This window comes from Asticcacaulis biprosthecium C19 (genome assembly GCF_000204015.1).
In the GTDB taxonomy this organism is placed as follows: Bacteria; Pseudomonadota; Alphaproteobacteria; order Caulobacterales; family Caulobacteraceae; genus Asticcacaulis; species Asticcacaulis biprosthecius.
This window is the reverse complement of sequence record NZ_GL883077.1, coordinates 1,993,013-2,016,154: the sequence shown is the minus strand read 5'-3', so window position 1 is coordinate 2,016,154 and position 23,142 is coordinate 1,993,013. Positions and strand designations below refer to the sequence as shown.

General features: G+C 62.0%; 19 protein-coding genes. 14 read left to right on the top strand and 5 right to left on the bottom strand.

Annotated elements, in window-relative coordinates; translation table 11 throughout:
- Positions 1-357: 357 nt before the first annotated feature.
- From cysT to ABI_RS09365, 3 genes are read left to right on the top strand one after another with little or no spacing between them, the layout of a single operon-like run.
- On the top strand, positions 358-1,248 hold the full coding sequence (cysT, locus tag ABI_RS09375; protein ID WP_083811439.1) for a sulfate ABC transporter permease subunit CysT: 891 nt from the start codon (positions 358-360) through the stop codon (positions 1,246-1,248).
- The gene (gene cysW, locus ABI_RS09370; RefSeq protein WP_006272690.1) at positions 1,245-2,090 is read left to right on the top strand and encodes a sulfate ABC transporter permease subunit CysW; all 846 of its coding nucleotides are present in this window, start codon (positions 1,245-1,247) and stop codon (positions 2,088-2,090) included. Before cysT ends, cysW begins: the two co-directional genes overlap by 4 nt.
- Positions 2,090-3,127 (top strand): sulfate/molybdate ABC transporter ATP-binding protein, encoded by a 1,038-nt coding sequence (locus tag ABI_RS09365; RefSeq protein ID WP_006272689.1) that lies wholly within the window; start codon positions 2,090-2,092, stop codon positions 3,125-3,127. Before cysW ends, ABI_RS09365 begins: the two co-directional genes overlap by 1 nt.
- Here the strand turns inward: ABI_RS09365 and ABI_RS09360 are convergent.
- Positions 3,112-3,654: a hypothetical protein gene (locus ABI_RS09360; RefSeq protein ID WP_006272688.1), complete on the bottom strand. Its 543-nt coding sequence runs from the start codon at positions 3,652-3,654 to the stop codon at positions 3,112-3,114. The genes ABI_RS09365 and ABI_RS09360 overlap by 16 nt on opposite strands.
- 12 nt (positions 3,655-3,666) lie before the next feature.
- Positions 3,667-4,785, bottom strand: a complete 1,119-nt coding sequence (locus ABI_RS09355; protein ID WP_006272687.1) for a TerC family protein — start codon at positions 4,783-4,785, stop codon at positions 3,667-3,669.
- A 305-nt stretch (positions 4,786-5,090) separates the two neighbouring features.
- Here ABI_RS09355 and ABI_RS09350 point away from each other — a divergent pair, with 305 nt between their 5' ends.
- The 4 genes from ABI_RS09350 (at position 5,091) to ABI_RS09335 (ending at position 8,401) form a co-directional block, all read left to right on the top strand.
- The gene (locus ABI_RS09350) at positions 5,091-6,128 is read left to right on the top strand and encodes an alpha/beta hydrolase (RefSeq protein ID WP_006272686.1); all 1,038 of its coding nucleotides are present in this window, start codon (positions 5,091-5,093) and stop codon (positions 6,126-6,128) included.
- 227 nt (positions 6,129-6,355) lie between these two features.
- Positions 6,356-6,799, top strand: a complete 444-nt coding sequence (locus ABI_RS09345; RefSeq protein ID WP_006272685.1) for a YciI family protein — start codon at positions 6,356-6,358, stop codon at positions 6,797-6,799.
- A 33-nt stretch (positions 6,800-6,832) separates the two neighbouring features.
- Positions 6,833-7,195: a YciI family protein gene (locus tag ABI_RS09340; RefSeq protein WP_006272683.1), complete on the top strand. Its 363-nt coding sequence runs from the start codon at positions 6,833-6,835 to the stop codon at positions 7,193-7,195.
- Complete coding sequence (locus ABI_RS09335) at positions 7,196-8,401, top strand: RNA polymerase sigma factor (RefSeq protein ID WP_006272682.1); 1,206 nt, start codon at positions 7,196-7,198, stop codon at positions 8,399-8,401.
- A gap of 59 nt (positions 8,402-8,460) precedes the next feature.
- On the opposite strand, the gene ABI_RS09330 is transcribed toward ABI_RS09335, so the two are convergent.
- Positions 8,461-8,733 (bottom strand): usg protein, encoded by a 273-nt coding sequence (locus tag ABI_RS09330; protein WP_006272681.1) that lies wholly within the window; start codon positions 8,731-8,733, stop codon positions 8,461-8,463.
- Positions 8,734-8,956: 223 nt separating this feature from the next.
- Here ABI_RS09330 and ABI_RS09325 point away from each other — a divergent pair, with 223 nt between their 5' ends.
- From ABI_RS09325 to ABI_RS09300, 6 genes are all read left to right on the top strand, one after another.
- Positions 8,957-13,033 carry an ATP-binding protein gene (locus tag ABI_RS09325; RefSeq protein WP_006272680.1) on the top strand — a complete coding sequence of 1,359 codons (4,077 nt, stop codon included), beginning with the start codon at positions 8,957-8,959 and terminating at the stop codon, positions 13,031-13,033.
- A gap of 161 nt (positions 13,034-13,194) precedes the next feature.
- Complete coding sequence (locus ABI_RS09320) at positions 13,195-13,632, top strand: RrF2 family transcriptional regulator (RefSeq protein WP_006272679.1); 438 nt, start codon at positions 13,195-13,197, stop codon at positions 13,630-13,632.
- Positions 13,633-13,680: 48 nt separating this feature from the next.
- Positions 13,681-13,875 (top strand): YezD family protein, encoded by a 195-nt coding sequence (locus ABI_RS09315; protein ID WP_006272678.1) that lies wholly within the window; start codon positions 13,681-13,683, stop codon positions 13,873-13,875.
- Positions 13,876-13,970: 95 nt separating this feature from the next.
- Entirely contained in the window at positions 13,971-16,340 is a 2,370-nt protein-coding gene (locus tag ABI_RS09310) for a TonB-dependent receptor (RefSeq protein WP_040308753.1), read from the top strand.
- Positions 16,341-16,344: 4 nt separating this feature from the next.
- Complete coding sequence (locus tag ABI_RS09305) at positions 16,345-17,376, top strand: sulfate ABC transporter substrate-binding protein (protein ID WP_050808233.1); 1,032 nt, start codon at positions 16,345-16,347, stop codon at positions 17,374-17,376.
- An 85-nt stretch (positions 17,377-17,461) separates the two neighbouring features.
- On the top strand, positions 17,462-18,472 hold the full coding sequence (locus ABI_RS09300) for a sulfate ABC transporter substrate-binding protein (RefSeq protein WP_006272675.1): 1,011 nt from the start codon (positions 17,462-17,464) through the stop codon (positions 18,470-18,472).
- 270 nt (positions 18,473-18,742) lie between these two features.
- Here the strand turns inward: ABI_RS09300 and tyrS are convergent, their stop codons facing one another.
- The gene (tyrS, locus tag ABI_RS09290; RefSeq protein WP_006272674.1) at positions 18,743-20,044 is read right to left on the bottom strand and encodes a tyrosine--tRNA ligase; all 1,302 of its coding nucleotides are present in this window, start codon (positions 20,042-20,044) and stop codon (positions 18,743-18,745) included.
- A 348-nt stretch (positions 20,045-20,392) separates the two neighbouring features.
- On the opposite strand from tyrS, the gene ABI_RS09285 reads away from it, so the two are divergent.
- A complete protein-coding gene (locus ABI_RS09285) occupies positions 20,393-22,633 on the top strand; it encodes a GH92 family glycosyl hydrolase (RefSeq protein WP_083811437.1) in 2,241 nt (746 codons plus the stop codon).
- Here ABI_RS09285 and ABI_RS09280 read toward each other — a convergent pair.
- The coding region (locus ABI_RS09280; RefSeq protein WP_040308750.1) for a LytR/AlgR family response regulator transcription factor at positions 22,622-23,142 on the bottom strand (521 nt) is incomplete at its 5' end. The genes ABI_RS09285 and ABI_RS09280 overlap by 12 nt on opposite strands.

The following is a 23,142-nucleotide window of genomic DNA, read 5'->3' as shown; positions in this document are numbered from 1 at the left end:
AGCAAGCGAGCCCCCTTTTGGGGCGAAGTGCGTCGAGACGGAGGGGGGCGTTACAAGCTCCGAGCTTCCGGCTCCCCTCCGCTTCGACGCGTTCCGCCTTTCGGCTTCACTTGCTCAGCACCTCCCCCGCAAGCGGTGGAGGATAAGGCGATCACGCACCCGTCACAGCAAGTTGGGACGGTGAGTCAGGCCCGCTGATGAAAGCGCGCAGAATTTCTGATATGACCTTGGCGCGAAGCTACGCTATAGGCGAAACTACACCAGGTTGGTCGCCTTTGGAACCGACACGGGTGCGGCAATCCCTGCCATGGCCTTACGGCCACGACGTACAACCAGAATCGACCTGTCCAGGCCGTCATGACCGCATCCGCCCCCGCACAGCCGACCAACGGCGTGCCCGAGAATTTCACACCGCCCCACCCCAGCCTGCACACCAACCGCGTGCTGCCGGGCTTCAAGGTGTCGCTGGGCTTCACCATCGCCTATGTCTCGCTGATCGTGCTGATCCCCCTGGCCGCCCTGGCCGCGCGCCCATGGGAGCATGGCTGGGCCGGCTTCTGGTCGGTGCTGACCGATGGCCGCGTCCTGGCCTCACTGCGCCTCAGCTTCGTGACCGCCGCCGCCGCCGCGACCCTCAACCTCTTCGTTGGCATGATCATCGCCTGGGTGCTGACGCGCTATAAATTCCCCGGTGTGAAGATCCTCGACGCCTTTGTCGATCTGCCGTTTGCCCTGCCGACCGCCGTCGCCGGCATCGCGCTCTGTACCCTCTACGCCACCAATGGCTGGGTCGGCAGCCTGTTCGCGCCGTTCGGCATCAAGATCGCCTATACCCCGATCGGCATCTTCATTGCCCTCGTCTTTGTCGGCCTGCCGTTTGTGGTTCGCAGCGTCCAGCCCGTACTGGCCGATTTCGACGCCGAGGTCGAGGAAGCCGCCCTGACCCTGGGCGCCTCGCCATTTCAAACGGCGGTGCGCGTCATTCTGCCCGGCCTGGCGCCCGCCCTTCTGACCGGCTTTTCCCTGGCCATGGCACGTGCTGTCGGTGAGTACGGCTCGGTTATCTTCATCGCCGGCAACATGCCCTATGTCTCCGAAATCACCCCGCAACTGATCATCATCAAGCTGCAGGAATACGACTATGCCGGCGCGGCCTCGGTGGGCCTGATCATGCTGTTGTGGTCGCTGGTCATCCTCGCCGTAATTAACGCTGCGCAACTGTGGCTGTTCAAGCGGGGCCGCGCATGAGATCGCGTCCTGCCGAAGCCCCCAAGACACCCGCCGCCATTGGCCTTTCGCTGGTCGCTGTCTTCTGGCTGGGCCTGATCATCCTGCTGCCGCTGGTGACCGTCCTGTTCGAAGCGTCCAAGGCCGGTGTCGAACCCTTTCTGGCCGCCGTTGCTGAGCCCGACACCATCGCCGCCATCCAACTGACCCTGCTGGTCGCCGCCATCGCCGTGCCGCTCAATGCCATCTTCGGCATTGCCGCCGCCTGGTGCATCACGCGCTTCGAGTTCAAGGGCAAGGGCCTGCTGCTGACCATCATCGACCTGCCCTTCACCATTTCGCCGGTCATTGCTGGCCTGGTGTGGATGCTGCTGTTCGGTGCCCAGGGCTGGTTCGGGGCCTGGCTGCGACTCAACGACATCCACATCGTCTTCGCCCTGCCCGGTCTGGTCCTGGCGACTGTCCTGGTCACCCTGCCCTTCGTGGCGCGCGAACTGATCCCGCTGATGAACGACCAGGGTACCGACGAGGAAGTCGCCGCCCGGACACTGGGCGCGCGCGGCTGGGACATCTTTTTCCGCATTACCCTGCCCAATATCAAATGGGCCCTGCTCTACGGCGTCCTGCTATGTACCGCCCGCGCCATGGGCGAGTTCGGTGCCGTCAGCGTGGTCTCCGGCCACATCCGCGGCCAAACCAACACCCTGCCGCTACAGATCGAAATCCTGTACAATCAGTACGAAGCCGTCGCCGCCTTCGCCTGCGCCTCCATTCTGGCGGGCCTGGCTCTGATCACCCTTCTTTTGAAATCCGTGCTGGAATGGCGCTTCGCCGGTGAGCTGGCCGCCAACCGGAGGCATTAATGTCGCTAACCGTATCGAACATCACCAAGACCTTCACCAAGTTCGCCGCGCTTTCGGACGTCACGTTCGAAGCCGAACCCGGTGAGTTCCTGGCTCTGCTGGGCCCGTCGGGTTCAGGCAAGACCACCCTGCTGCGCCTGCTGGCCGGCCTGGATGTCCCCGATTCCGGCGCCATCGCTTTCGACGGCGACAACTTCCTGGCGCTGAATGCCCGCGATCGCCGCATTGGCATGGTGTTCCAGTCCTACGCCCTGTTCCGCCACATGACGGTGGCCGAAAACATCGCGTTCGGCCTGACCGTGCGCCCGGCCAAGGACCGTCCGTCCAAGGCCGACATCAAGGCGAAGGTCGAAAGCCTGCTCAAGCTGATCCAGCTTGAAGACTACGGCAAGCGCTTCCCGGCCCAGTTGTCGGGCGGCCAACGCCAGCGTGTCGCCCTGGCGCGCGCCTTGGCGATTTCGCCGCGTATCCTGCTTCTCGACGAACCGTTCGGCGCGCTCGATGCCCTGGTGCGCAAGGACCTGCGCCGCTGGCTGCGCCGTATCCACGACGAAACCGGCGTCACCACGGTGTTCGTGACCCACGACCAGGAAGAGGCCCTCGATCTGGCTGACCGCGTTGTGGTGTTGAAGGAAGGCCGTATCGAACAGATCGGCAAGCCGCTGGAACTGTACCGCGATCCGGCAACCGCCTTCGTGTTCGAATTCCTCGGCGCCAACAATCAGGCCTCAGGCACGCTTCGTGGCGGCTCCGTGGATTTCGGCGGCTTCTCCGTGCCGGCCATCGTCAAGGGCGGCTCTGAGGGTGCCGTGACTGCGCGTTTCCGCCCATTTGATACCCAGGTCAGCCGGTCCGGTCCGGGTTTCCCGGTCAAGGTGCTGTCAGTCCTGCCGGCGGGCGCCAATCTGCGGCTGGAGCTTCAGGGCGACGGCGGTGAGGTGTACGAAACGCAGCACGCCCATGACGCGGATACCAGCGAGTTAAAGGCCGGCGACACGGTCAATCTGCTGCCGACCAAGGTCTATGTCTTCGCCTGATCCGACAGGACAAGGACTTCGACCAGATCGGCGTGGTTGGCCGGCTCGACATTGACGCCAACCCATAGATCGTCGTGATCGCCAATACCGTCAGCGTCGCCGCATCCGATCCAGAAAAATATTTCGTCGCTTCCATCAAACACGGTATGGCGGACGCCAGCCACATGAAGATTGCCGTCGCAGGTCGGCGCTGCGTAAAGACGCACCTCGGTCAACCGTCCACCTTGAATTCCCTCCCACGGTCCGTCGAAAGCGCACCGGATGCGATCGAGGCAATCCGCCTGCCAGTCGAGTTGCCGAGCCGCCGTCAATTCGTAGTGCTGTGACTTCCATGACCAGGTGAGGTGCAACTGCGAACCGTTGATTGGAACGATCAGGACAGCACCGGAAAAGACGAAGGCTGAGGCTCCCAGGTTAGCAACAACGTCCGGCGTATCGGCAGTTATCGGCAACCACGCCAATGCGCCCAGTTCAGCGCCCAGCAAAGGTGCGTAGGCATCATGCCACTCGGAATATGGATCGGTCATGGAAGCGCCGTATCACAGTCGCGGCTTTTCGTCCGGGGCTTCTTCCTTGCCCTCGAACGGGAAGGCACCATGCGGTTTGGCGCTCTTGGGCTTGATCATCAGCGACAGCAGAACGGTCAGGGTCAGGATCACCGCCGTAGCCCCCAAAGACCATTGGATTGGGATCTTGTAGAGGTCGATCAGCAGCATCTTGGCCCCGATCAGCACCAGCACCATGGCCAGGCCGTAGGGCAGCAGGTGGAAGCGTTCATGCACCCCCGCCAGCAGGAAATACATCGCCCGCAGGCCCAGGATCGCCATGACATTCGACGTCAGCACGATGAACGGGTCCGTCGTGATGGCAAAAATGGCTGGGATCGAGTCGACCGCGAACACCACATCGACAATACCGATCAGCAGCACCACGACCAGCAGCGGCGTCGCCATGGTTTTGCGGTTGACGCGGGTGAAGAACTTTTCGCCGTCGTAGGTCGGCGAAATGGCAAAGCTCTTACGTACCCAATTCAGCGCCGGATTGCTGTCCAGATCCGCCTCCTTGCCGGCGGCCAGCCACATCTTGATCCCGGTGAACACCAGGAAGGCCCCGAAAAGGTACAGCACCCAGTGGAATTCGTTGATCAACCAGGCCCCGACCAGGATCAGGGCGCCGCGCAGGACCAGCGCCGCCAGGATGCCGATCATCAGGGCACGCTTCTGGAACTCGGCTGGAACCGCGAAATAGGTGAACAGCATCAGGAAGACGAAGATATTGTCGACGGCCAGGGCTTTTTCCACCAGGTAGCCAGTGAGGAATTCCAACGCCTTATGCTGGGCAAAGGCTTCCAGGGCCGCGTCGCCACTGCCGCCGCCCATTCGCCACCACAGGAAGGCCATGAAGGCCATACTGGCTGCGATCCAGATGAACGACCACAGGGCCGCCTCGCCAAGGGACACCTTGTGAGCACCCTGGCGCTTCATGGCTGAGAAGTCGATGATCAGGGCGATGACGACGAAAGCCCCAAACAACGTCCACAATAAAGGCGACCCGATGTCTTCCGGCGAGGTCGGCGGTTTGTCCCACTGCGCCAGAAGTGAATGCGCCATGGCGGGAACTTCGGACAGGTCGGGCAAGTCAGGCAGACTAAGGATCATGTCGGACTTCCGTAGGAAAAAACGCGCCTGCCCGGTCTTGCTGGCCACGCGGTGAAGGATGAGAATGTTAACCAGTCCTGCAGCCGACCTGTCAACCAGCGATCCGCCGTCGACTACGGATTATTGATCCCGCCTGGCGACAGACGCGGTGCTTCCTGATTCGCCTGCCCTGTACAGTGAATCAGCGTGGGTCGGCGGGCCACTTATAGGAACGCGAGCGGGACCGGATAGCGGTCATTTAACCAAATTTTTCGTTACGCCGGCCCAGGCCAGTGTGCGGACATCCAGGCATCAAAGGACACACCATGCTGGAAGACCTGACAAAAAACCTCGAAAAACTGGCCGACAAGATGCTGGGCAAGGACGATCCCAACGCCCCTAACATGCCCGACGGCGATATGCAGAAAGTGCTTGATGCGCTGGCCAGCCTGAATCCCATCGCCATCGAGACCCTGACGCCAGAAGAAGCCCGCCGCCAGCCAACCCCGGCCGATGGCGCCCAGAAGGTCATGCGCGAAAAGGGCATGGACCCGACCGATCCCATGGGCGTCGAAACGCGCGACATTCAATATACCGGTGCGGCCGGTCCTCTGGCCGCTCGGGTCTATACACCCGAAGGTGCCTCGCCGGACAAGCCCCTGCCGGTCATACTCTATTTCCACGGCGGCGGTTTCGTCATTGCCGATATCGATGTCTATGATTCGTCACCGCGTGCTTTGGCGAAACTGGTCAACGCTGTGGTGATATCGGCGGAGTACCGCCACGCACCGGAACACAAGTTCCCGGCCGCCCATGACGACGCCTTTGCCGCCTACAAATGGGTGCTCGACAATGCCGCCGGCCTGGACGGCGATACCTCGCGGGTTGCCCTGGTCGGTGAAAGCGCCGGCGGCAACCTGGCCCTGGCCACCGCTATCAAGGCCCGCGACGAAGGCTTGCAAGCTCCCGTGCGCCAGGTTCTGGTCTATCCCGTTGCCGGCACCGACATGACCACGCCGTCGTATCGACTGTACGCCAACGCCAAACCGTTGAACAAGGCGATGATGGAATGGTTTGTCGGCCATTACCTCAATGGCGAGCAAGACAAGCTGGATCCGCGCATCGACCCGATCGGCCAGGCGGATCTCAAGGGTTTGCCCGACACCACACTGATCATGGCCGAAATCGACCCACTTTGTTCGGACGGGGAAATCCTGGCGCAAAAACTCAAATCCGCCGGCGTCAACGTCAACAGCCGCGTCTTCGAAGGGGCGACCCACGAATTCTTCGGCATGGCCCTTGTCACCGGCGAAGCCAAGCTTGCCGGCGGTATGGCAGCCATGGACCTGCGCGGTTCGTTCTAATCGACGGTAGAAGGTCGCCGCCCGGCGACCTTCTACCGGTTAGACGCGCGATCTCCGCGCCGATATCGGGCCTGACAAAGCGCACAGCGAACGTGCAACAGCTACCGCGATTTTGAAGCCCGTGAATTTCAATCAAAAAAATTTTGAGTCCTTGTATGTTTGTGGGGTCCTGAAACGTCTGTGCTCGACCGGATATGGGATCCGATCGTAAAGACAGGACCAAACTCATGCGTTTCTCCACCTTCCGTGCCCTGACCGGCATACTTGGACTGGCCGTGTTGTCCGGACCGGCCCAGGCCGAGAGTTTCACGCTCTTCATCTATGAAGCCCCGAGCCAGATGGCTTTGCGCGACGATCCCGGCGAGGCCGGTCAGACCTATTGGGCCGGTTATAATCAATTTGCCGCCAACCTGATGCAGGCGGGTGTTCTGCGCGGCGGCACCGCCTTGAACCCACGCGACATAACCACGCTTGATACGTCGGGCCGACGTGCAGGAACCTATGGCGCTTCGGACAGAATTTTGGGGGGCTATTTCGTCATCGAAACCTCGGACATGTCCGCGGCCGAAGCCCTCGCGAGACAGGCTCCCGCGGTCCTGACCGGCGCAATCGAGATCCACCGCAACGCGCCCAACCCAACGCAATCTGCCGGGATGACGGCCACACATTAATTCGCTAATCTCACCCTCGAAAGGCACAAAACCATGCAATACGCACTGATAATTTCAGAAACGCCGGAAGGCTTCGCAGATCGGACCAATGCCCAGGCGGGCGAATACTGGGGCGGCTGGACGGCCTATTCCCGCGCCATTGTCGAAAGCGGCATTTTCGCCGGCGGCGCCGGTCTGGAACCGCCGGAAACGGCCGCACGTGTCGTCTTCGACGGCGCGTCAAAAACCGTCCAGGATGGCCCCTACCCCGACGCGCGAGAACGTCTCGGCGGCTTCTTCTTGGTCGAGGTCGACAGCCTTGACGACGCTTTGGCCTGGGCCAAACGGTGCCCGATCACCAAGGGCGGCTCGGTCGAGGTGCGCCCGGTTCTGCCTACCCCGCCGCAAGCCGGCTGAGTGCCAAAGGTCGACGACATCGCCCGCCGTCATTATGGTCGTCTGCTGGCCTGGCTGGCGGCGGGCTTTCGCGATGTCGCCGCCGCCGAAGATGCCCTTCAGGACGCGTTTGCAGCCGCCTTGCGACGCTGGCCATCCGAGGGGCTTCCCAACCATCCTGAAGCCTGGCTGCTGGCGACGGCGAAGCGGCGCCTACTGGACCGGCTGCGTCAGCGCAAGGTCTCCGATGCCTTCGCGGATGACCTTCGCCACACGCTCACCGAAGCGGAGGATGCCGTGACCTGGACGTTTCCCGACGACCGACTGAAGCTGATGTTTGTCTGTGCCCACCCCGAGATCGAAGCCGCCCTGCATGCGCCGCTGATGCTGCAAACCGTTCTGGGGCTGGATTCGCGGCGCATTGCCGACGCCTTTGTCGTCTCGCCCTCGGCTATGAGCCAGCGCCTGGTCCGGGTGAAGGCCAAAATTGCCGCCGCGGCCCTCGCCTTTGAAATTCCGGAACGCGAGGCCTTGCCGCGACGTCTCGACAGCGTGCTCCAGGCCATCTATGCCGCCTACACCAGCGCATGGACAACGACACCGGATGCTCAGACGCGCGGCCTGGCGGGCGAAGCTGCCTATCTGACGCAGCTCTGCGTCGATCTCAGTCCCGGCGAACCCGAAGCCCTTGGCTTGCTGGCCCTGATCCAGTTCTGTGACGCCCGCGCAGCCGCGCGTTTCGCCGTCGATGGCGCCTATATTCCTATGGACGAACAGGACGTAACGCTTTGGGACCGTGGCCTGATCGCCCAGGCGGAGGCGACCTTGGACCTGGCCAGCCGCAACCTCACCCTGGGGCGTTATCAGTTGGAGGCCGCCATCCAGAGCGCCCACATCTCCGCCCGACGGCGCGGTGTGCCGCCATCGGCAGTGCTCCCGCTTTACCGGGCGCTGGTTTCGCTGCACCCCAGTCTCGGCGCCTGGACAGGATATGCCGCGGCCCTGGTTCAGGCCGGGGAAATCCAGGCCGCCAAACAGGTACTGGACGACCTGGGCGAGGACCGGATGCGCCTCTATCAGCCGTGGTGGGCGGTCATGGCCGAAGTGGCGACCCAACTGGGTGACACGGCATCTGCTCTCAGGGCATACGACATGGCCGAAGGTCTGGAAGACGCTACCGCCGTCAAGGCCTGGCTGCGACAGCGGCGCAGCCGTCTTCTGCAATAATCTCAAGGCTGCTCAGCCGCATAGGCGCAAGCCCAGCCCTGGTCCCGAACCAGTAGCCCTTAGTGCAGGGTAAACTCGCCGTCGACCGCGCGCCACTCACCCGGCCGGATCAGCCTTTGGTGATTGTAGCGCACCGAATGCAGAGGCCCGTCCAAGTTCTGCTCCCAGAAATCGAGGAACTTGCGCATATGCGGAAAATCCGGCGCAATATCATAGTCCTGCCAGACAAAAGTCTGCAGCACCGAGCGGAAATCCGGCATGTGATAAAGAATATGGGCCGTCGTCAGGCCGTAGCCTTGCATCTGCAGGCGGAACTCAGGTGAAACACGCATTTACGGGTGGTCCTCAGAATTGACACACGCCGTAAAGAGTGCCACAAGCACGCCGCCTTTCAAGCAAAATTTTCAGCAAATTCAATTTGTTAGCAGCGCTCATCGATGAGTGCTGCTAATATGGCCAATATGTGGCCATCGCCACATTGAATTCTTATAGTGACTTCGACTCTAGTCGGTGACCGGGGAGTAGAAACGCTTGGCGGACACTGTACGCAATAACATGATCGAATCCGCAGCCGCCGACCTGTTTCGGGGCGACAGCGAAACCGCTGCCCTGATGCGCGAGCGCGACTGGTCGCAGACCTCGCTAGGGCCGGTGTCGGGCTGGCCGCAGTCGTTGAAAACGGCCGTCCGAATTATGCTCACCTCGCGGCAGCCGATTTGGATCGGCTGGGGACGCGACCTCGTCTTCCTCTATAACGATCCTTATAAGTCGATTATTGGCGGCAAACATCCGTATATGCTGGGCCAGCCGACCTCCGTCGTCTGGGCCGAGATCTGGGAAGATATCGGCCCGATGCTGGCCACTGCCATGGGCGGCAGCGAAGGCACCTATGTCGAGGAACAGCTCCTGATCATGGAGCGCAACGGCTATCCGGAAGAGACCTACTATACCTTTTCCTACTCCCCGATTCCCGACGACGACGGCACCCCCGGCGGCATCATCTGCGCCAATACGGAAGACACCCATCGCGTGATCGGCGACCGCCAGGTCGCCTTGCGGCGCGACCTGGCCGCCGCCCTTACCCAAGCGCGCACGGTGTCGCAGGCCTGCACCCTGGCCATGGGCGCCCTGGGTCACAATACGCATGACCTGCCATTTGCCCTGATCTACGTCCCCGACGGCGAAGACCTCGTCCTGGCCGGAACCTCCGGCATTGCGCGCGGACATGCCGCAGCGCCGGCCAGATTGGCGGCGGACAAGTCCATCTGGCCCCTTTCGGACAGCGGCGACAGCCGGCTGATCGCCGACCTGCGCGGTCGGCTGGACTTGCCCTCCGGTGCCTGGCCGGTCAGCCCGGATCGCGCTGTCATGCTGCCGATCGCCACGGGCGGCGAAAACGCCGGGGTGCTGATCACTGGATTGAATCCCTACCGGTTGTACGACGAAGACTACAAAGGCTTCATGACCTTGGTCACCGGCCAAATCGCCGCCGGTATTGCCAACGCCCAGGCCTATGAGGACGAACGCAGTCGCGCCGAAGCCTTGGCTGAGCTCGACAGGGCGAAAACCGCCTTCTTCTCCAATGTCAGCCACGAGTTCCGCACGCCCCTGACCTTGCTTCTGGCCCCTCTGGAGGAGGTCCTGGCCGACCCGGCCACGACACCACGCGACCGGGAACGGCTGGACGTCGCCAACCGCAACGCCCTGCGTCTGCTGAAGCTGGTCAATGTCCTGCTCGACTTTTCGCGCATCGAGGCCGGCCGCACCCAGGCCGCCTTCCAGCCCGTCAACCTGGCCTGCTACACCGCAGAACTGGCCAGCAATTTCCGCTCGGCCATGGACAGGGCCGGGCTGGCCTACAAACTCGACATCCAGCCGCTGTCACAGCCCGTCTACGCCGATGTCGAGATGTGGGAGAAGGTCGTCCTCAACCTGATCTCGAACGCCTTCAAATACACACTTGAGGGCGAGGTCGAGATCAGCCTGAGCGAGGCCGATGGCCATGCCGTTCTGGCCGTGCGCGACACTGGTCCCGGAATCCCGGAACACGAGCGCGCCCACGTCTTCACCCGCTTCCACCGCGTCGAAGGCGTCACCGGACGCAGCATCGAAGGCAGCGGCATCGGCCTTGCCCTGGTGCGCGAACTGGTGCGACTGCATGGTGGTGAGGTCTGGCTGAAGAGCGAGACCGGGCGTGGCAGTACCTTCTTCGTCCGTCTGCCGCTGGGCACGGCGCACCTGCCCGCCGACCAGGTCCGCGACGACCTGGCTACGCCGGGCAGTCGCCGCGCCGAAGCCTATGTCGAAGAGGCCCTGCGCTGGCTGCCACGGGCGGCGGACGACGTCCTGGCGGTCTTGGATGCACCGGCCATTCCCCGGCCCCGAGTCGTCCTGGCAGACGACAATGCCGATATGCGCGACTATATCCACAGGCTGCTGAATGATGACTTCGACGTTGTGGCGGTCACCGATGGCGAACAAGCCTGGCAGGCCATCCGCGATCAGCTGCCCGAATTGGTCCTGACAGATGTCATGATGCCGAAGCTGGACGGGTTTGGTCTGCTGGAGCGGCTGCGCGGAGACGACGCCACCCGTCGCCTGCCGGTCATCATGCTCTCGGCGCGCGCCGGCGAAGAGGCCCGCGTCGAGGCGCTCGATGCCGGTGTCGACGACTATCTAGTCAAGCCCTTCAATGCCCGCGAACTGCTGGCCAAGGTGCGGTCGCAGCTGCAGATCGCCCACCTGCGCCGCGAAGGCGAGGCCCAGGTCCGCCGCGTGCTGGAAAGCATACGCGACGGCATCATGGTCATCGAGCGCGACTGGCGCATCACCTATATGAATGGCGCCGGCCGCGACATCATCGCCGGCCGCGGCGTCGATCCGGAGGCCATCATTGGCCTCAGCCACTGGGACGCCTTCCCGCACGCCGCGGGCACCTTTGTCGAAGACCATCTGCGCCGGGCCATGGAAGACCGGGTGATGGTCGAGTTCGAAAACTTCTACGCCCCGTGGCAACGTTGGTTCGCCGTACGCGTCTATCCGGTCGACGAAGGCGGAGTGTCTATCTATTTCCACGACATCACCGATCGAAAGGAAGCCGACGCCGCCCTGCGCATCAGCCAGGAACGCTGGCACGGCTTGGCCGAATCCATGCCGCAACTGGTGTGGATCGCCCCTGGACAGGACGCCGGCGTGTCGTACTTGAACGAGCAGTGGGCGATCTATACCGGCCGACCGATCGGCGAACTGATCAACGAAGGCTGGGTTGACAACCTGCACCCGGACGACCGCCAGCCCATGTTCGACACCTGGAACGCCGCCGTAGCCGCCGAAGGCCTGTACGACATCGAATACCGACTGCGCCGTTTCGACGGTGGCTACCGCTGGTTCAAGACCCGCGGCGTGCCGGTGCGTGAAGCCTCGGGCAGGCTGAACGGCTGGTACGGCACATGTACCGATATCCAGGACATGGTCGAGGCCAGGGTCGCTGCGGAAAGTGCCAACCGCGCCAAGTCGGAATTCCTCGCCAACATGTCGCATGAGATCCGCACGCCGCTGAACGCCATTGTCGGCCTGACCCACATCATGCTGAACTACAAGACCGATCCGGCCTCCCACGGTAAATACCTTCAGACCATGAAGGACAGCGCCGACACGTTGATGCAACTGATCAACGACGTGCTGGACCTGGCGCGGATCGAAGCCGACCGGGTGGAACTGGAAATGGCCCCCTGCCCGCTGCATGAGGTGGTCCGCGAATGCCTGGGTATCACCGAGGTCAAGGGCGCGGAAAAGGGCTTGGCCTGCGGGCTCGACTTTGGCCTGCCGCACGGTACGGTCGTCGAGACCGACGTACTGCGGCTGAAACAGATCCTGATGAACCTGTTGTCGAACGCCGTAAAGTTTACCCAGACCGGCCGTATCGATGTCGAGGTCTCCGCAGCTCCAGCACGCAGCGAACTCTTGCCGGTGACCATCCGCGTGCGCGATACCGGTGTCGGCATCGCCGCCGACAAGATCGAGCACATCTTCGCCCAGTTCACCCAGGAGGACGCGTCGATCACCCGGCGTTTCGGCGGCTCCGGCCTGGGCCTCGCGATCAGCCGGCGCCTTAGCGAAATGCTGGGCGGGCGATTGACGGTTGAAAGCGAGGTCGGCAAAGGCACGGTGTTTTCGCTCTCTCTTGCCCTCAAAATGTTGGAAATCGACCACGACAAAGTCGCCCCCCCTGCCACCGAGCGATCAGAACCCGCCCGCCGCCGGGTCCTCCTGGCCGAAGACCATCCCGCCAATGCCCTGGTCGCCACGACCTTGCTGGAGGATTACGGTTATGACTGCGAAGTGGTGCCGGACGGCGGTACGGCCATCGCCCGCTGGCGCACCAGTGCCTTCGACCTGGTGATGATGGATGTCCAGATGCCCGACATGGATGGCTATGAGGCCACCCGACAGATTCGCCGCATCGAGGTGCAAGAGACTCGCCCGCGCACCCCGATTCTGGCCATGACGGCGCACGCCTTGAAAGGTGATCGTGAAACCTGCCTCCAGGCCGGCATGGACGACTACATCGCCAAGCCGTTCGATGCGGCAGAACTGGAACAGAAGCTGAGAGCCTTGCTGGCGCACGTCTGATCGACGCGCCCGCTAATATACGCCAACAATTTTCAGTAGCGAGCCGCCACAAATCGGTCTAATTTTCTACACCGTCAGTTTAGATTAATTACCATTGACCCGGTTGCCATTAAAACATATCAAAATGGTGTAGTTTATATCGGGCTCCGGAGAGGCAACACATGCTATCCATGAAGGCCAAATACGCGTTGAAGGCGCTGATCCACATGGCTCAAAGCACCTCTCCGACCTTGCCCAGCAAGCAGATCGCGGAGGCTGAAGACATCCCGCAGAAGTTTCTGGACAACATCCTCCAGGAACTGCGCCAGAACGGCATTATCGATTCCAAGCGTGGCATCTTCGGTGGATACTTCCTGGCCCGGCCGGCGACGGACATCTATCTCGGCGACGTCATCCGCGTGATTGACGGCCCGCTGGCGCCCATCCGCTGTGCCAGTCTGACGGCCTACCAGAAGTGCGATGACTGCCGCGACGAGACGACCTGTCACCTGCGCCGCCTGATGCGCGATGTCCGTGATGCCATGTCGGCCATTCTTGACGGCCGATGTTTGCAGGATCTGGTCACCGCCCCCAGCCTTATCGAAACCCGATCCGCCTAAAAGCGTTCCGTTTCCTCCCCTATTCGTACCTTTTCAGACGAGGATCACATGAGTGTACCGTCAGATGTTTCCGTGCGCCCGGATCTCAACGAGGTCGAGCGTCATATCCTGAACACCCTGCGCAATATCCGCTTCGGCGCGCTGGAGATCGTGATCCACGACTCCCGTGTCGTGCAGATCGAAAAAAGTGAAAAGACCCGCTTCGACGTGAAGGGCAAGCCCCTCACCGAAAGCATTTCCTAAAAAGCGGAATTAATCCGCGCCTATGGCCAACTGACCGGACCTCTGGAAGTCGCGCCGTTCTTAAAACAAACAGCACATCCGAAAAGAGACCTCCCATGAGACACCTGCTCTTGGCCACGACCGCCCTTGCCTTCGCCCTGCCCGCTCTACCGGCGTTTGCCGCAGACGCGCCTGCTGATACTGCCGCTGAAGCCCAAATCGTCGATTCCGGCGATACCGTGATCGTCAGCGCCCGTCGCCGCTCTGAAGACGTTCAGACCGTTCCCGTCGCCATCTCCGTCGTCGGCGGTCAGTTGCTGGACAAGGCCGGCATCAACAATTTCGAGCAATTGCAGCGCTATCAGCCGACCGTCCAATTGATTACGCAGAATCCGCGCAACACAGCCACCACCATCCGCGGTCTCGGCTCGACTATCGGCCTGACGAATGACGGCCTGGAACAAGGCGTCGGCATCTATGTCGACGAAGTCTTCTATGCCCGTCCCGGATCGGCCCTGATCGACTTGGTCGATATCGAACGCATTGAAGTCCTGCGCGGGCCGCAAGGCACCCTGTTCGGAAAGAACACCACCGCCGGCGCCATTCACGTGATCACCCGCGCGCCCACCTTCAAGCCCGAAGCCAACCTCGAAGTATCACTCGGTGACAAGGGTTTCCTTCAGACCAAGGCCGTTATCAATGGACCTCTCATCGACGGCACGGTAGCCGGCCGTCTCGTCTTCGGTTCGACCCGCCGCGACGGGGTTCTCTATAACGTCACGACGAAGACCAAGCAGAACGACCTGAACAGCCATATCCTGCGTGGTCAACTGCTGTTCACGCCATCAGAAAACCTCTCCGTCAAGATTGCTGCGGATTACGCCCTGACCGATCCCGAAGGCTTTGCCCAAGGCTTCGTGCGCTTTGGCCCAACCCTGCGAAACGCCAACCGCCAGTTCCCGTATCTGGCCGCACAGGCCGGCTATGCACCGGCGTCGCAGAACGTCTATGACCGTCTGGTTGATGTCGATGGCGAACTTCAGGCCAAACAACGGGTGAAGGGGGTCTCAGCCACGGTGAACTGGGACCTGGGCTGGGCCGACTTCACCTCGATCACCGCGCACCGTGCGTGGAACTGGTGGCCGCAAAACGACCGCGACTATACGTCGCTGAAAATCCGAACCAAGTCTTCGAATAATTCCGAACAACGCCAGATCAGCCAGGAATTCCGCCTGGCGTCCAATGACGTAGGCAATATCGACTGGGTCGTCGGCGTGTACGCCTTCTCGCAACGCGTCGAAACCAATGGCACTGAAGCCTGGGGTGCGGATGCGGCCCGCTGGCTGATCGGCAACACGACCGGAACGCCGGCTGTAGCCGTGCCGGCCGACCTGCTCGATGGCTATCAGCAAGAAATTCTCGCCGTGGGGAAAACCGATTCACTGGCGGCCTTCGGTCAGCTTACCTGGCAGGCCACCGAGAAACTGAGCCTTACAGCCGGTCTGCGTTACACGACCGAAAAGAAAACCCAGCTCTATGATCAGGTTGCTTCGGGTGGTCTTGCGACCACCACGCCGCAGCTTATCGCCGCCAAGAACGGTATCTCGCGCACCTATACCTACACGGCCGAATTGGAAGATTCCAAGCCGTCGGGCCTGCTGAGCCTCTCCTACAAGCTGACGCCATCCATCAACACCTATGCCAGCTATTCGAAGGGCTTCAAGTCGGGCGGTATCAACGCGGCCGGTATCCCGACCGACACCGCTGGCGCACCGATCCTGAAAAGCGCCGTGCTGCGTCCGGAAGAGGTCGACGCCTTCGAAATTGGCCTGAAGTCGCAGTTGTTCGATCGCCGCGCCACCGTCAACGTCGCCGCCTTCACCACGTCGATCAAGGATTACCAGGCCAATGTCGTCGACTCCGGCCTGGGCTCGATCCGTGGCTATCTGGCCAATGTTGAAAAGGTTGAGGTCAACGGCGTCGAACTCGACACCCGTTTCCGCATTACGGATAATCTCAGCGTCTACGGCGCTGTCGCCTACACCGACGCCAAGTATGCTTCGTTCAAGAACGCCCCGGCTCCGTTGGAACTGCAGGCTTCGGGCAATTCGGTGGTCGACCTGTCGGGCGTGGATCTGCCGGGTGTTTCCAAGTGGGGCGGCGCCTTCGGCTTCGACTATTCGATCGACGCGCCGTTCAATGGCATCGACGGCCAAGCCTATCTGAGCGGCGACGCCAACTACCGCTCGGATTGGAACTCCGACGCCTCGGTGTCGAAATATGCCGTCATCGAAGCCTCGACAATCGCCAACTTCCGCTTCGGCTATCGTACGCCAAACGGTCTTGATACCTACTTCTGGGTCAAGAACGCTTTCGACGAAGAATACCTGACTATCCTGACGATCCAGCAGGGCAATTCAGGCGCAATCTACGGCCAGCCCGGCGATCCGCGCACTTTCGGCGTCACGATCCGCAAAGCGTTCTAGAACCATGGACCGTCGGCAGCTTCTTACCGGCAGCCTGTTCGGCGCCACCCTGGCCCTCATCGGGTCCGGGTGTGCGCCGAAACGCGCTGCGGGGGCGGTGGAACTGCTAAACGTCTCCTATGACCCGACGCGCGAACTGTATGCCCAGTATAACGAACTGTTCTCGCGCTTCTGGAAGGACACGACGGGTCACGACGTCACCATCCGCCAATCGCACGGTGGCTCCGGCGCCCAGGCTCGCTCGATCATCGACGGTGTTGCGGCCGACGTCGTCACGCTCGCCCTGTCGCACGACATCGACACTATCGCCCGCAAAACCGGGCTGATCACCGCAGACTGGCAAAAGCGTCTGCCGCACAATGCCTCGCCCTACACCTCGACCATCGTGTTTTTGGTTCGCAAGGGCAATCCGAAGGGCATCAAGGACTGGGGCGATCTGACCAGGCCCGGCGTCCAGGTGATTACGCCCAATCCCAAGACCGGCGGCGGCGCCCGCTGGAACTATCTCGCCGCCCTGGGCTGGGCGCTGAAGCAACACAGCGGCGATGAAGGCAAGGCGCACGATTATCTCAAGGCGCTGTTCAAGAATGTGCCGGTGCTGGATTCCGGCGCCCGCGGTTCGACCGTGACCTTTGTCGAACGCGAGGTCGGCGACGTTCTGCTGGCCTGGGAGAACGAGGCCTGGCTGTCGATCGAGAAGCTCGGCAAAGGAAACTACGACATCGTCCTGCCGTCCCTGTCCATCCTGGCCGAGCCACCGGTGGCCGTGGTCGACAAGGTTGCCGACAAGAAGGGCACCGCCAAGGTGGCGCAGGCCTATCTGGAGCACCTCTACAGTCCGCAGGCTCAGGACATCATCGCCCGCAATCACTATCGTCCCTCGGATCCGGCCGTTGCAGCGACACATGCCGACCGTTTCCCGAACATCACCACGGTCACCATCGCCGATTTCGGCGGTTGGGACGCTGTCCAGGCTAGGCATTTCGAATATGGCGGCGTCTTCGACCAGATCACCGGTCGACCCAAACCATCATGAACATTTTTACCTTGAACTTTCCCGTCTACCCGGCCACCTTCCCGCGCCAAAGACGGGTGCTTCGCCACTATGAAAGGACAACCTTATGAACCGGCGTGAACTCTTCGCGGGCAGCCTGGCTGCCTCATCCCTGGCCTTGGCGGGTTGCTCCAAGCCCGCCGCCAAGGCCGGCACGGCCAAGCTTCTCAACGTGTCGTATGATCCGACGCGCGAACTGTACGAACAATACAATGCCGCCTTCGCCACCTACTGGAAGGGCAAGGGCAATGCCGATGTCACGGTCAGCCAGTCGCACGGCGGCTCAGGCGCCCAGGCGCGTTCGGTCATCGACGGCGTTCAGGCCGATGTCGTCACCCTGGCCCTGGCCGCCGATATTGACACAATCGCGCAAAAGACCGGCTTCCTGCCCAAGGACTGGCAGAGCCGTCTGCCCCACAATTCCTCGCCCTACACCTCGACCATCGTCTTCCTGGTCAAGAAGGGCAATCCGAAGGGGCTGAAGGACTGGGGCGACCTGGTCAAGCCGGGCGTCGGCGTCATCACCCCCAACCCCAAGACCTCGGGCGGAGCGCGCTGGAACTACCTGGCAGCCTATGCCTACGGCCAGCAGGCCGGCGGCGAGAAGGCGGCTGTCGACTACCTGAAGGCGCTATTCAAGAACGTTCCGGTGCTGGATACCGGGGCGCGCGGCTCGACCGTGACCTTTGTCGAACGTGGCGTCGGCGACGTGCTGCTGGCGTGGGAAAACGAGGCCCATTTGTCGGTCGAGAAGCTGGGCCAGGGTAATTTCGAGATCGTTGTGCCATCGATTTCGGTTCTGGCCGAACCACCGGTGGCCGTGGTCGACAAGGTCGCTGAAAAGAACGGCACCCTTGAACTGGCCAATGAATATCTGAACTACCTGTACGACGACGCGTCGCAGGAGATCATTGCCCAGAACTATTACCGCCCGACCAGCGCGGCTGTGGCGGCGAAATACGCCGACCGTTTCCCGCAGACCAAGCTGGCCACGATCGCTGACTTCGGCGGCTGGACCAAGGTCCAGAAAGAGCAGTTCGAATACGGCGGCGTCTTCGACCAGATCACGAAGAAGTAGTTGAGAAGCGCCGCCGTTGTTTTCAGCGCGCTAACGCTTTGCGCCTTGAGCGGGGGCGGCGTCTTCGATCAGACCTATTCAAAGACGTCCATGCTATGTCTTTTCCTAAGAAGGTTGCCATATTTCCTTCTCCCCATGTTAGGGGAGAAGGTGGTCGCAGCGAAGCGAAGACTGGATGAGGGGTAGCCTTACCGGCGCCCCCACCTCATCCGATCGCCTTCATGACTTGGCTCTCATCCTTTGTCCACCATAGGCGAGAAGGAACTGTGCTCATTCACGTGCTCTGATCAGAACATGCTTCTTGCGGCCGGCTGAGAGTTTCAGCGGGTCGTTCACGGTGATGACAGCGCCCTCGTCTTCGACCACCTCGTCATCGAGACGCGCGCCGCGGTTCGCGATCAACCGGCGAGCCTCCGATTTGCTTGAAACCAGCCCCGCCTGAACCAGCAGATCAACCACGGTCACGCTCCCCGACACCTCAATCACTGGCAGCCCGTTCAGCGACTCGCCGTCACCGAAGGCGCCTGCCGCCGCTTCGGCCGCCCTCATCCGCGCATCCTCGCCATGGGCCAGCCGCGTGGCCTCGTCGGCCAGGACCGTCTTGGCGGCATTGATGTCCGCGCCTTCAAGGCTTTCCAGATGGACGATGTCGGCCTCATCCAGATCGGTGAACAGCCGCAAAAACCGACCGACATCGCGGTCCTCGCTATTGCGCCAGAACTGCCAGTAGTCGTAGGGCGACAAGCGATCGCCGTTCAGCCAGACCGCGCCGGCCGCCGTCTTGCCCATCTTGGCGCCCGACGCCGTGGTCAGCAAAGGTGCCGTCAGGCCGAACACCTCTTCGCCGGCCATGCGCCGCACCAGGTCAATGCCGCTGACGATATTGCCCCATTGGTCGGCGCCGCCGATTTGAAGACGACAGCCGTAACGGCGGTTCAGCTCCAGGAAATCATAGGCCTGCAGGATCATGTAGTTGAACTCGAGGAAGCTCAGGCTTTCCTGGCGCTCCAGCCTTGATTTGACGCTGTCGAACGACAGCATGCGGTTGACTGAAAAATGTGGCCCGACATCGCGCAGCATGTCGATATAGCCCAGCCGGTCCAGCCAGTCGGCATTGTTGACCAGGATGGCGTCGGTCGCGCCGTCACCGAACGCCAGGAAGCGCTCGAACACGCCGCGGATGCCAGCGATATTGGTCGCGATCTGCGCGTCCGTCAGCATGGGTCGGCTGTCGCTGCGGAAGCTGGGGTCACCGATGCGGGTCGTACCGCCGCCGATCAGTACAATGGGTTTGTGCCCGGCGCGTTGCAGCCGGCGCAGCAGCATGATCGGCAGCAGATGGCCGACATGCAGGCTGTCGGCCGTGGCGTCGAACCCGGCATAGACCGGTACGATGCCGGAGCGGAAGGCGTCGGTCACACCGTCGGTCTGGGTGCATTGGTGGATGAACCCGCGTCGGGTCAGGGTCGTCAGAAGGGCATTCATGAAGGTCCTCAGGGGTTGTGCCGCCAGGAGGACCGTCTTTTCATAAACGAAAGCCGCCTGGGCGGCGGCTTCGTTTCGTTCAGGCATGATCGAACCGCACCGCGCTAGGGAAGCGGCGCATAATAGACGCTGAACAGGATGCAGGCGGTGATCATGCCTGACGAAATAGACGCCGCCGCGGCCGGAGTCAACGGTGTCAGGACATCCCAAAGTAGAGGCGCAAGATTCGACTTCCCCAAATGCGGGAATCGCTTCCTACTATGTCATACCAAGACCATCTTGCGGCAGTCTCCAATCACCCCGGAGCCTGCCGTTTTTTTGTTGCGGTGTGTCCTGGCACGATGCTTCATAGATCCTGACGGCATAACCGGTCGGGGTGGTAGAGTGATTTCGCGTAGGCGTTTGTTGATATCGGCATCGGCCACAGGGGTGGCCATGGCCCTGCCCGTTCGTGCCGATCCGCTGGGGCGGGCCGACCCCACCCTGTTCGCCGACCCGATGATCGGAACCGGCGGCCACGGCCATGTCTTCCCCGGCGCCACCGTTCCGTTCGGCATGATCCAGTTGTCACCCGATACCGACAATGCCCGTTGGGACGCCTGTTCGGGCTACTATTACGATGACGCCACCCTGCTGGGATTTTCGCATACCCATCTGTCGGGGACCGGCGCCAGCGATATGATGGACCTGCTGGTCGTGCCGTTTGTCGGCGAAACCAAGCTGTCGCCCGGCACCCTGGCCAATCCCGAAGGCAGCTACCGCACCCGGATGAGCCACGAGCACGAGGTGGCGACGCCCGGCTATTACAGCCTGATCCTGCCCGACAGCGGTATCCGCGCCGAACTGACCGCCACCGCGCGTGCCGGCCTGCATCGATACACGTTTCCTCTGGGTCAACGGGCGCGCATCCTGCTGGACTGGACCCACGGCTACCGCGACCGCGATCCGAAACAGACCCTGATTGCCTCGGCGCAGCTTCAGGCCAACAGCCCGACCGTCCTGGCCGGATCGCGCCGCGTCCTGCAATGGGCCAACGGCCGCCATATCCACTTCGCGATGCGGCTGTCCCAGCCGTTCGAAATCATCCAGTACTATGAGAATGATCAACCAGTCGACGCCATTGCCGCTCTGACCGGCCAAAAGCTAAAGGCTGTGCTGGATTTCGGTATCCTGACCGAACCCCTGCTGCTCACGGTCGGGGTATCCGCCGTCGACATCCCGGGCGCGTTAAACAATCTCGACAGCGACCTGGCGCACTGGGACTTCGACGCCGTCACCGGCGCCGCGCGCGCCCTGTGGGCCGAGGCCCTGTCGCCCATCCGTATCGAGACGACCAGCGAGTCCGACCGGCGCATTTTCACCACCGCCCTGTACCACGCCCATATGGCGCCGACCCTGTTCAGCGACCGCGACGGGCGTTACCGCGGCATGGACGGAACGGTGCGCAACCTGGCGCCGGGCGAGGTCAATTACAGCACCTACAGCCTGTGGGACACCTACCGCACCTGGCACCCGCTAATGACCATCCTGGCGCCCGACCGCGCCGCCGCCTATGCCCGTAACCTGATCGAACAAGGCCTGCAAAGTCCGGCCGGGCCGTGCATCTGGCCGCTGCAAGGGGTCGAGACCTACTGCATGATAGGCTGGCATTCCGCCGTGGTCATCGCCGAGGCGCTGAACAAGGGCCTGCCGGGGATCGATGCCGCCAGGGCCTGGTCGCTGTACCGTCAACTGGCGTTTCAAAGGAACGAGTTCGGGTTGGACAGTTACCGGGCCAAGGGCTTTATCCCTGCCGATGTCCAGAACCAGTCGGTCAGCAAGACCATCGAATACAGTCTCGACGACTGGGCCATGGCGCATATCGCCGATGCCGCCGGTGCCACCAGCGACGCCGACAAGCTGCGGCTGCGATCGGGCAATTACCGCAATGTCTTCGACACGAAGACGCAGTTCATGCGGCCGCGTCTGAAGACCGGCCGTTGGGCCGAGCCGTTCGATCCGCGCGCCATGGGCCATAACCCGCGTTGGTGGGACTATTGCGAGAGCAATGCCTGGCAGGCAACCTTCGGCGTCCAGCACGATGTCTATGGCGCTATCGCGCTGTTCGGCGGCGACGCGGCGTTCGAAGCGCGGCTGGACTCGCTGTTTGCGGCCTCGTCCGAGCTCTTGCCCGGCGCCCCGCCCGACATGGACGGGATGATCGGCCAGTATACTCACGGCAACGAGCCATCACACCACATCGCCTATCTTTATGCCTATGCCGGTGTAGCGTGGAAAACCCAGGCGATGGTGCGCAAGATCCTTCGCGAACAGTACCGTGACGGACCCGACGGCATGTCGGGCAATGAAGACTGCGGCCAGATGAGCGCCTGGTACATTATGTCGGCGCTGGGCTTCTATCCGGTCGATCCGGTCAGCGGGATCTATGTGTTTGGTTCGCCACTGTTCCCGGTCGCCGAGATTCGGGTCGGTGAGAATGTGCTGCGAATCGTAGCCGAAAGCGTCGACAGCGGCCCTTACATCCAAAGCATCACCCGCAACGGCGAAACCTATACCCGGTCGTGGATCAGCCATGCCGATGTGATGAGCGGCGGCGAGGTACGGTTTGTTATGGGAGCCGAGCCGAACAAGGAGTTCGGCCGGGCTGTTGCCGATCGCCCGCCGTCATTTGTTTAGCAAGGCATCCCGATATCGCCGGCTGGCGACGATTTCGCGGCCATCGCTCAGGGTAATCCGCAGGTCGCCCGAGGACGTCGCGACATAGCTCTTCATATGCACCGGGTTCAGCAGCCGCGAGCGGTGGATGCGCACAAAGCCCGTCAGGCGCTTTTCAAACTCGCTCAAAGTCCCGCGGATCAGCAGCGGCTTTGTCGCCAGATGCAGTTCGACATAGTTGCCGGCGGCCTCGGCATAAATGATCTCATCTGCCGCCAGATACAGGGTTCTGCCGTCGGTCTTGACCTCAATGCGGCCATCGCCCTGCGCCTGCGGCCTGGGTTCGGTCACCCGCTCATAAGCCCAGAAAAACGCCAGGAACAGCAGATAGGCCAGGCCATCCTTGCGCCCCTCATAGATCAGATGCAGCAGCAGGTTACCATGGGTGAAATCATAAGCCGACCCCATGGCGGCATAGACCGCCTTGCGCAGGCCCTCCATGATCGCGACATGGCTCAGCGAAAACATCA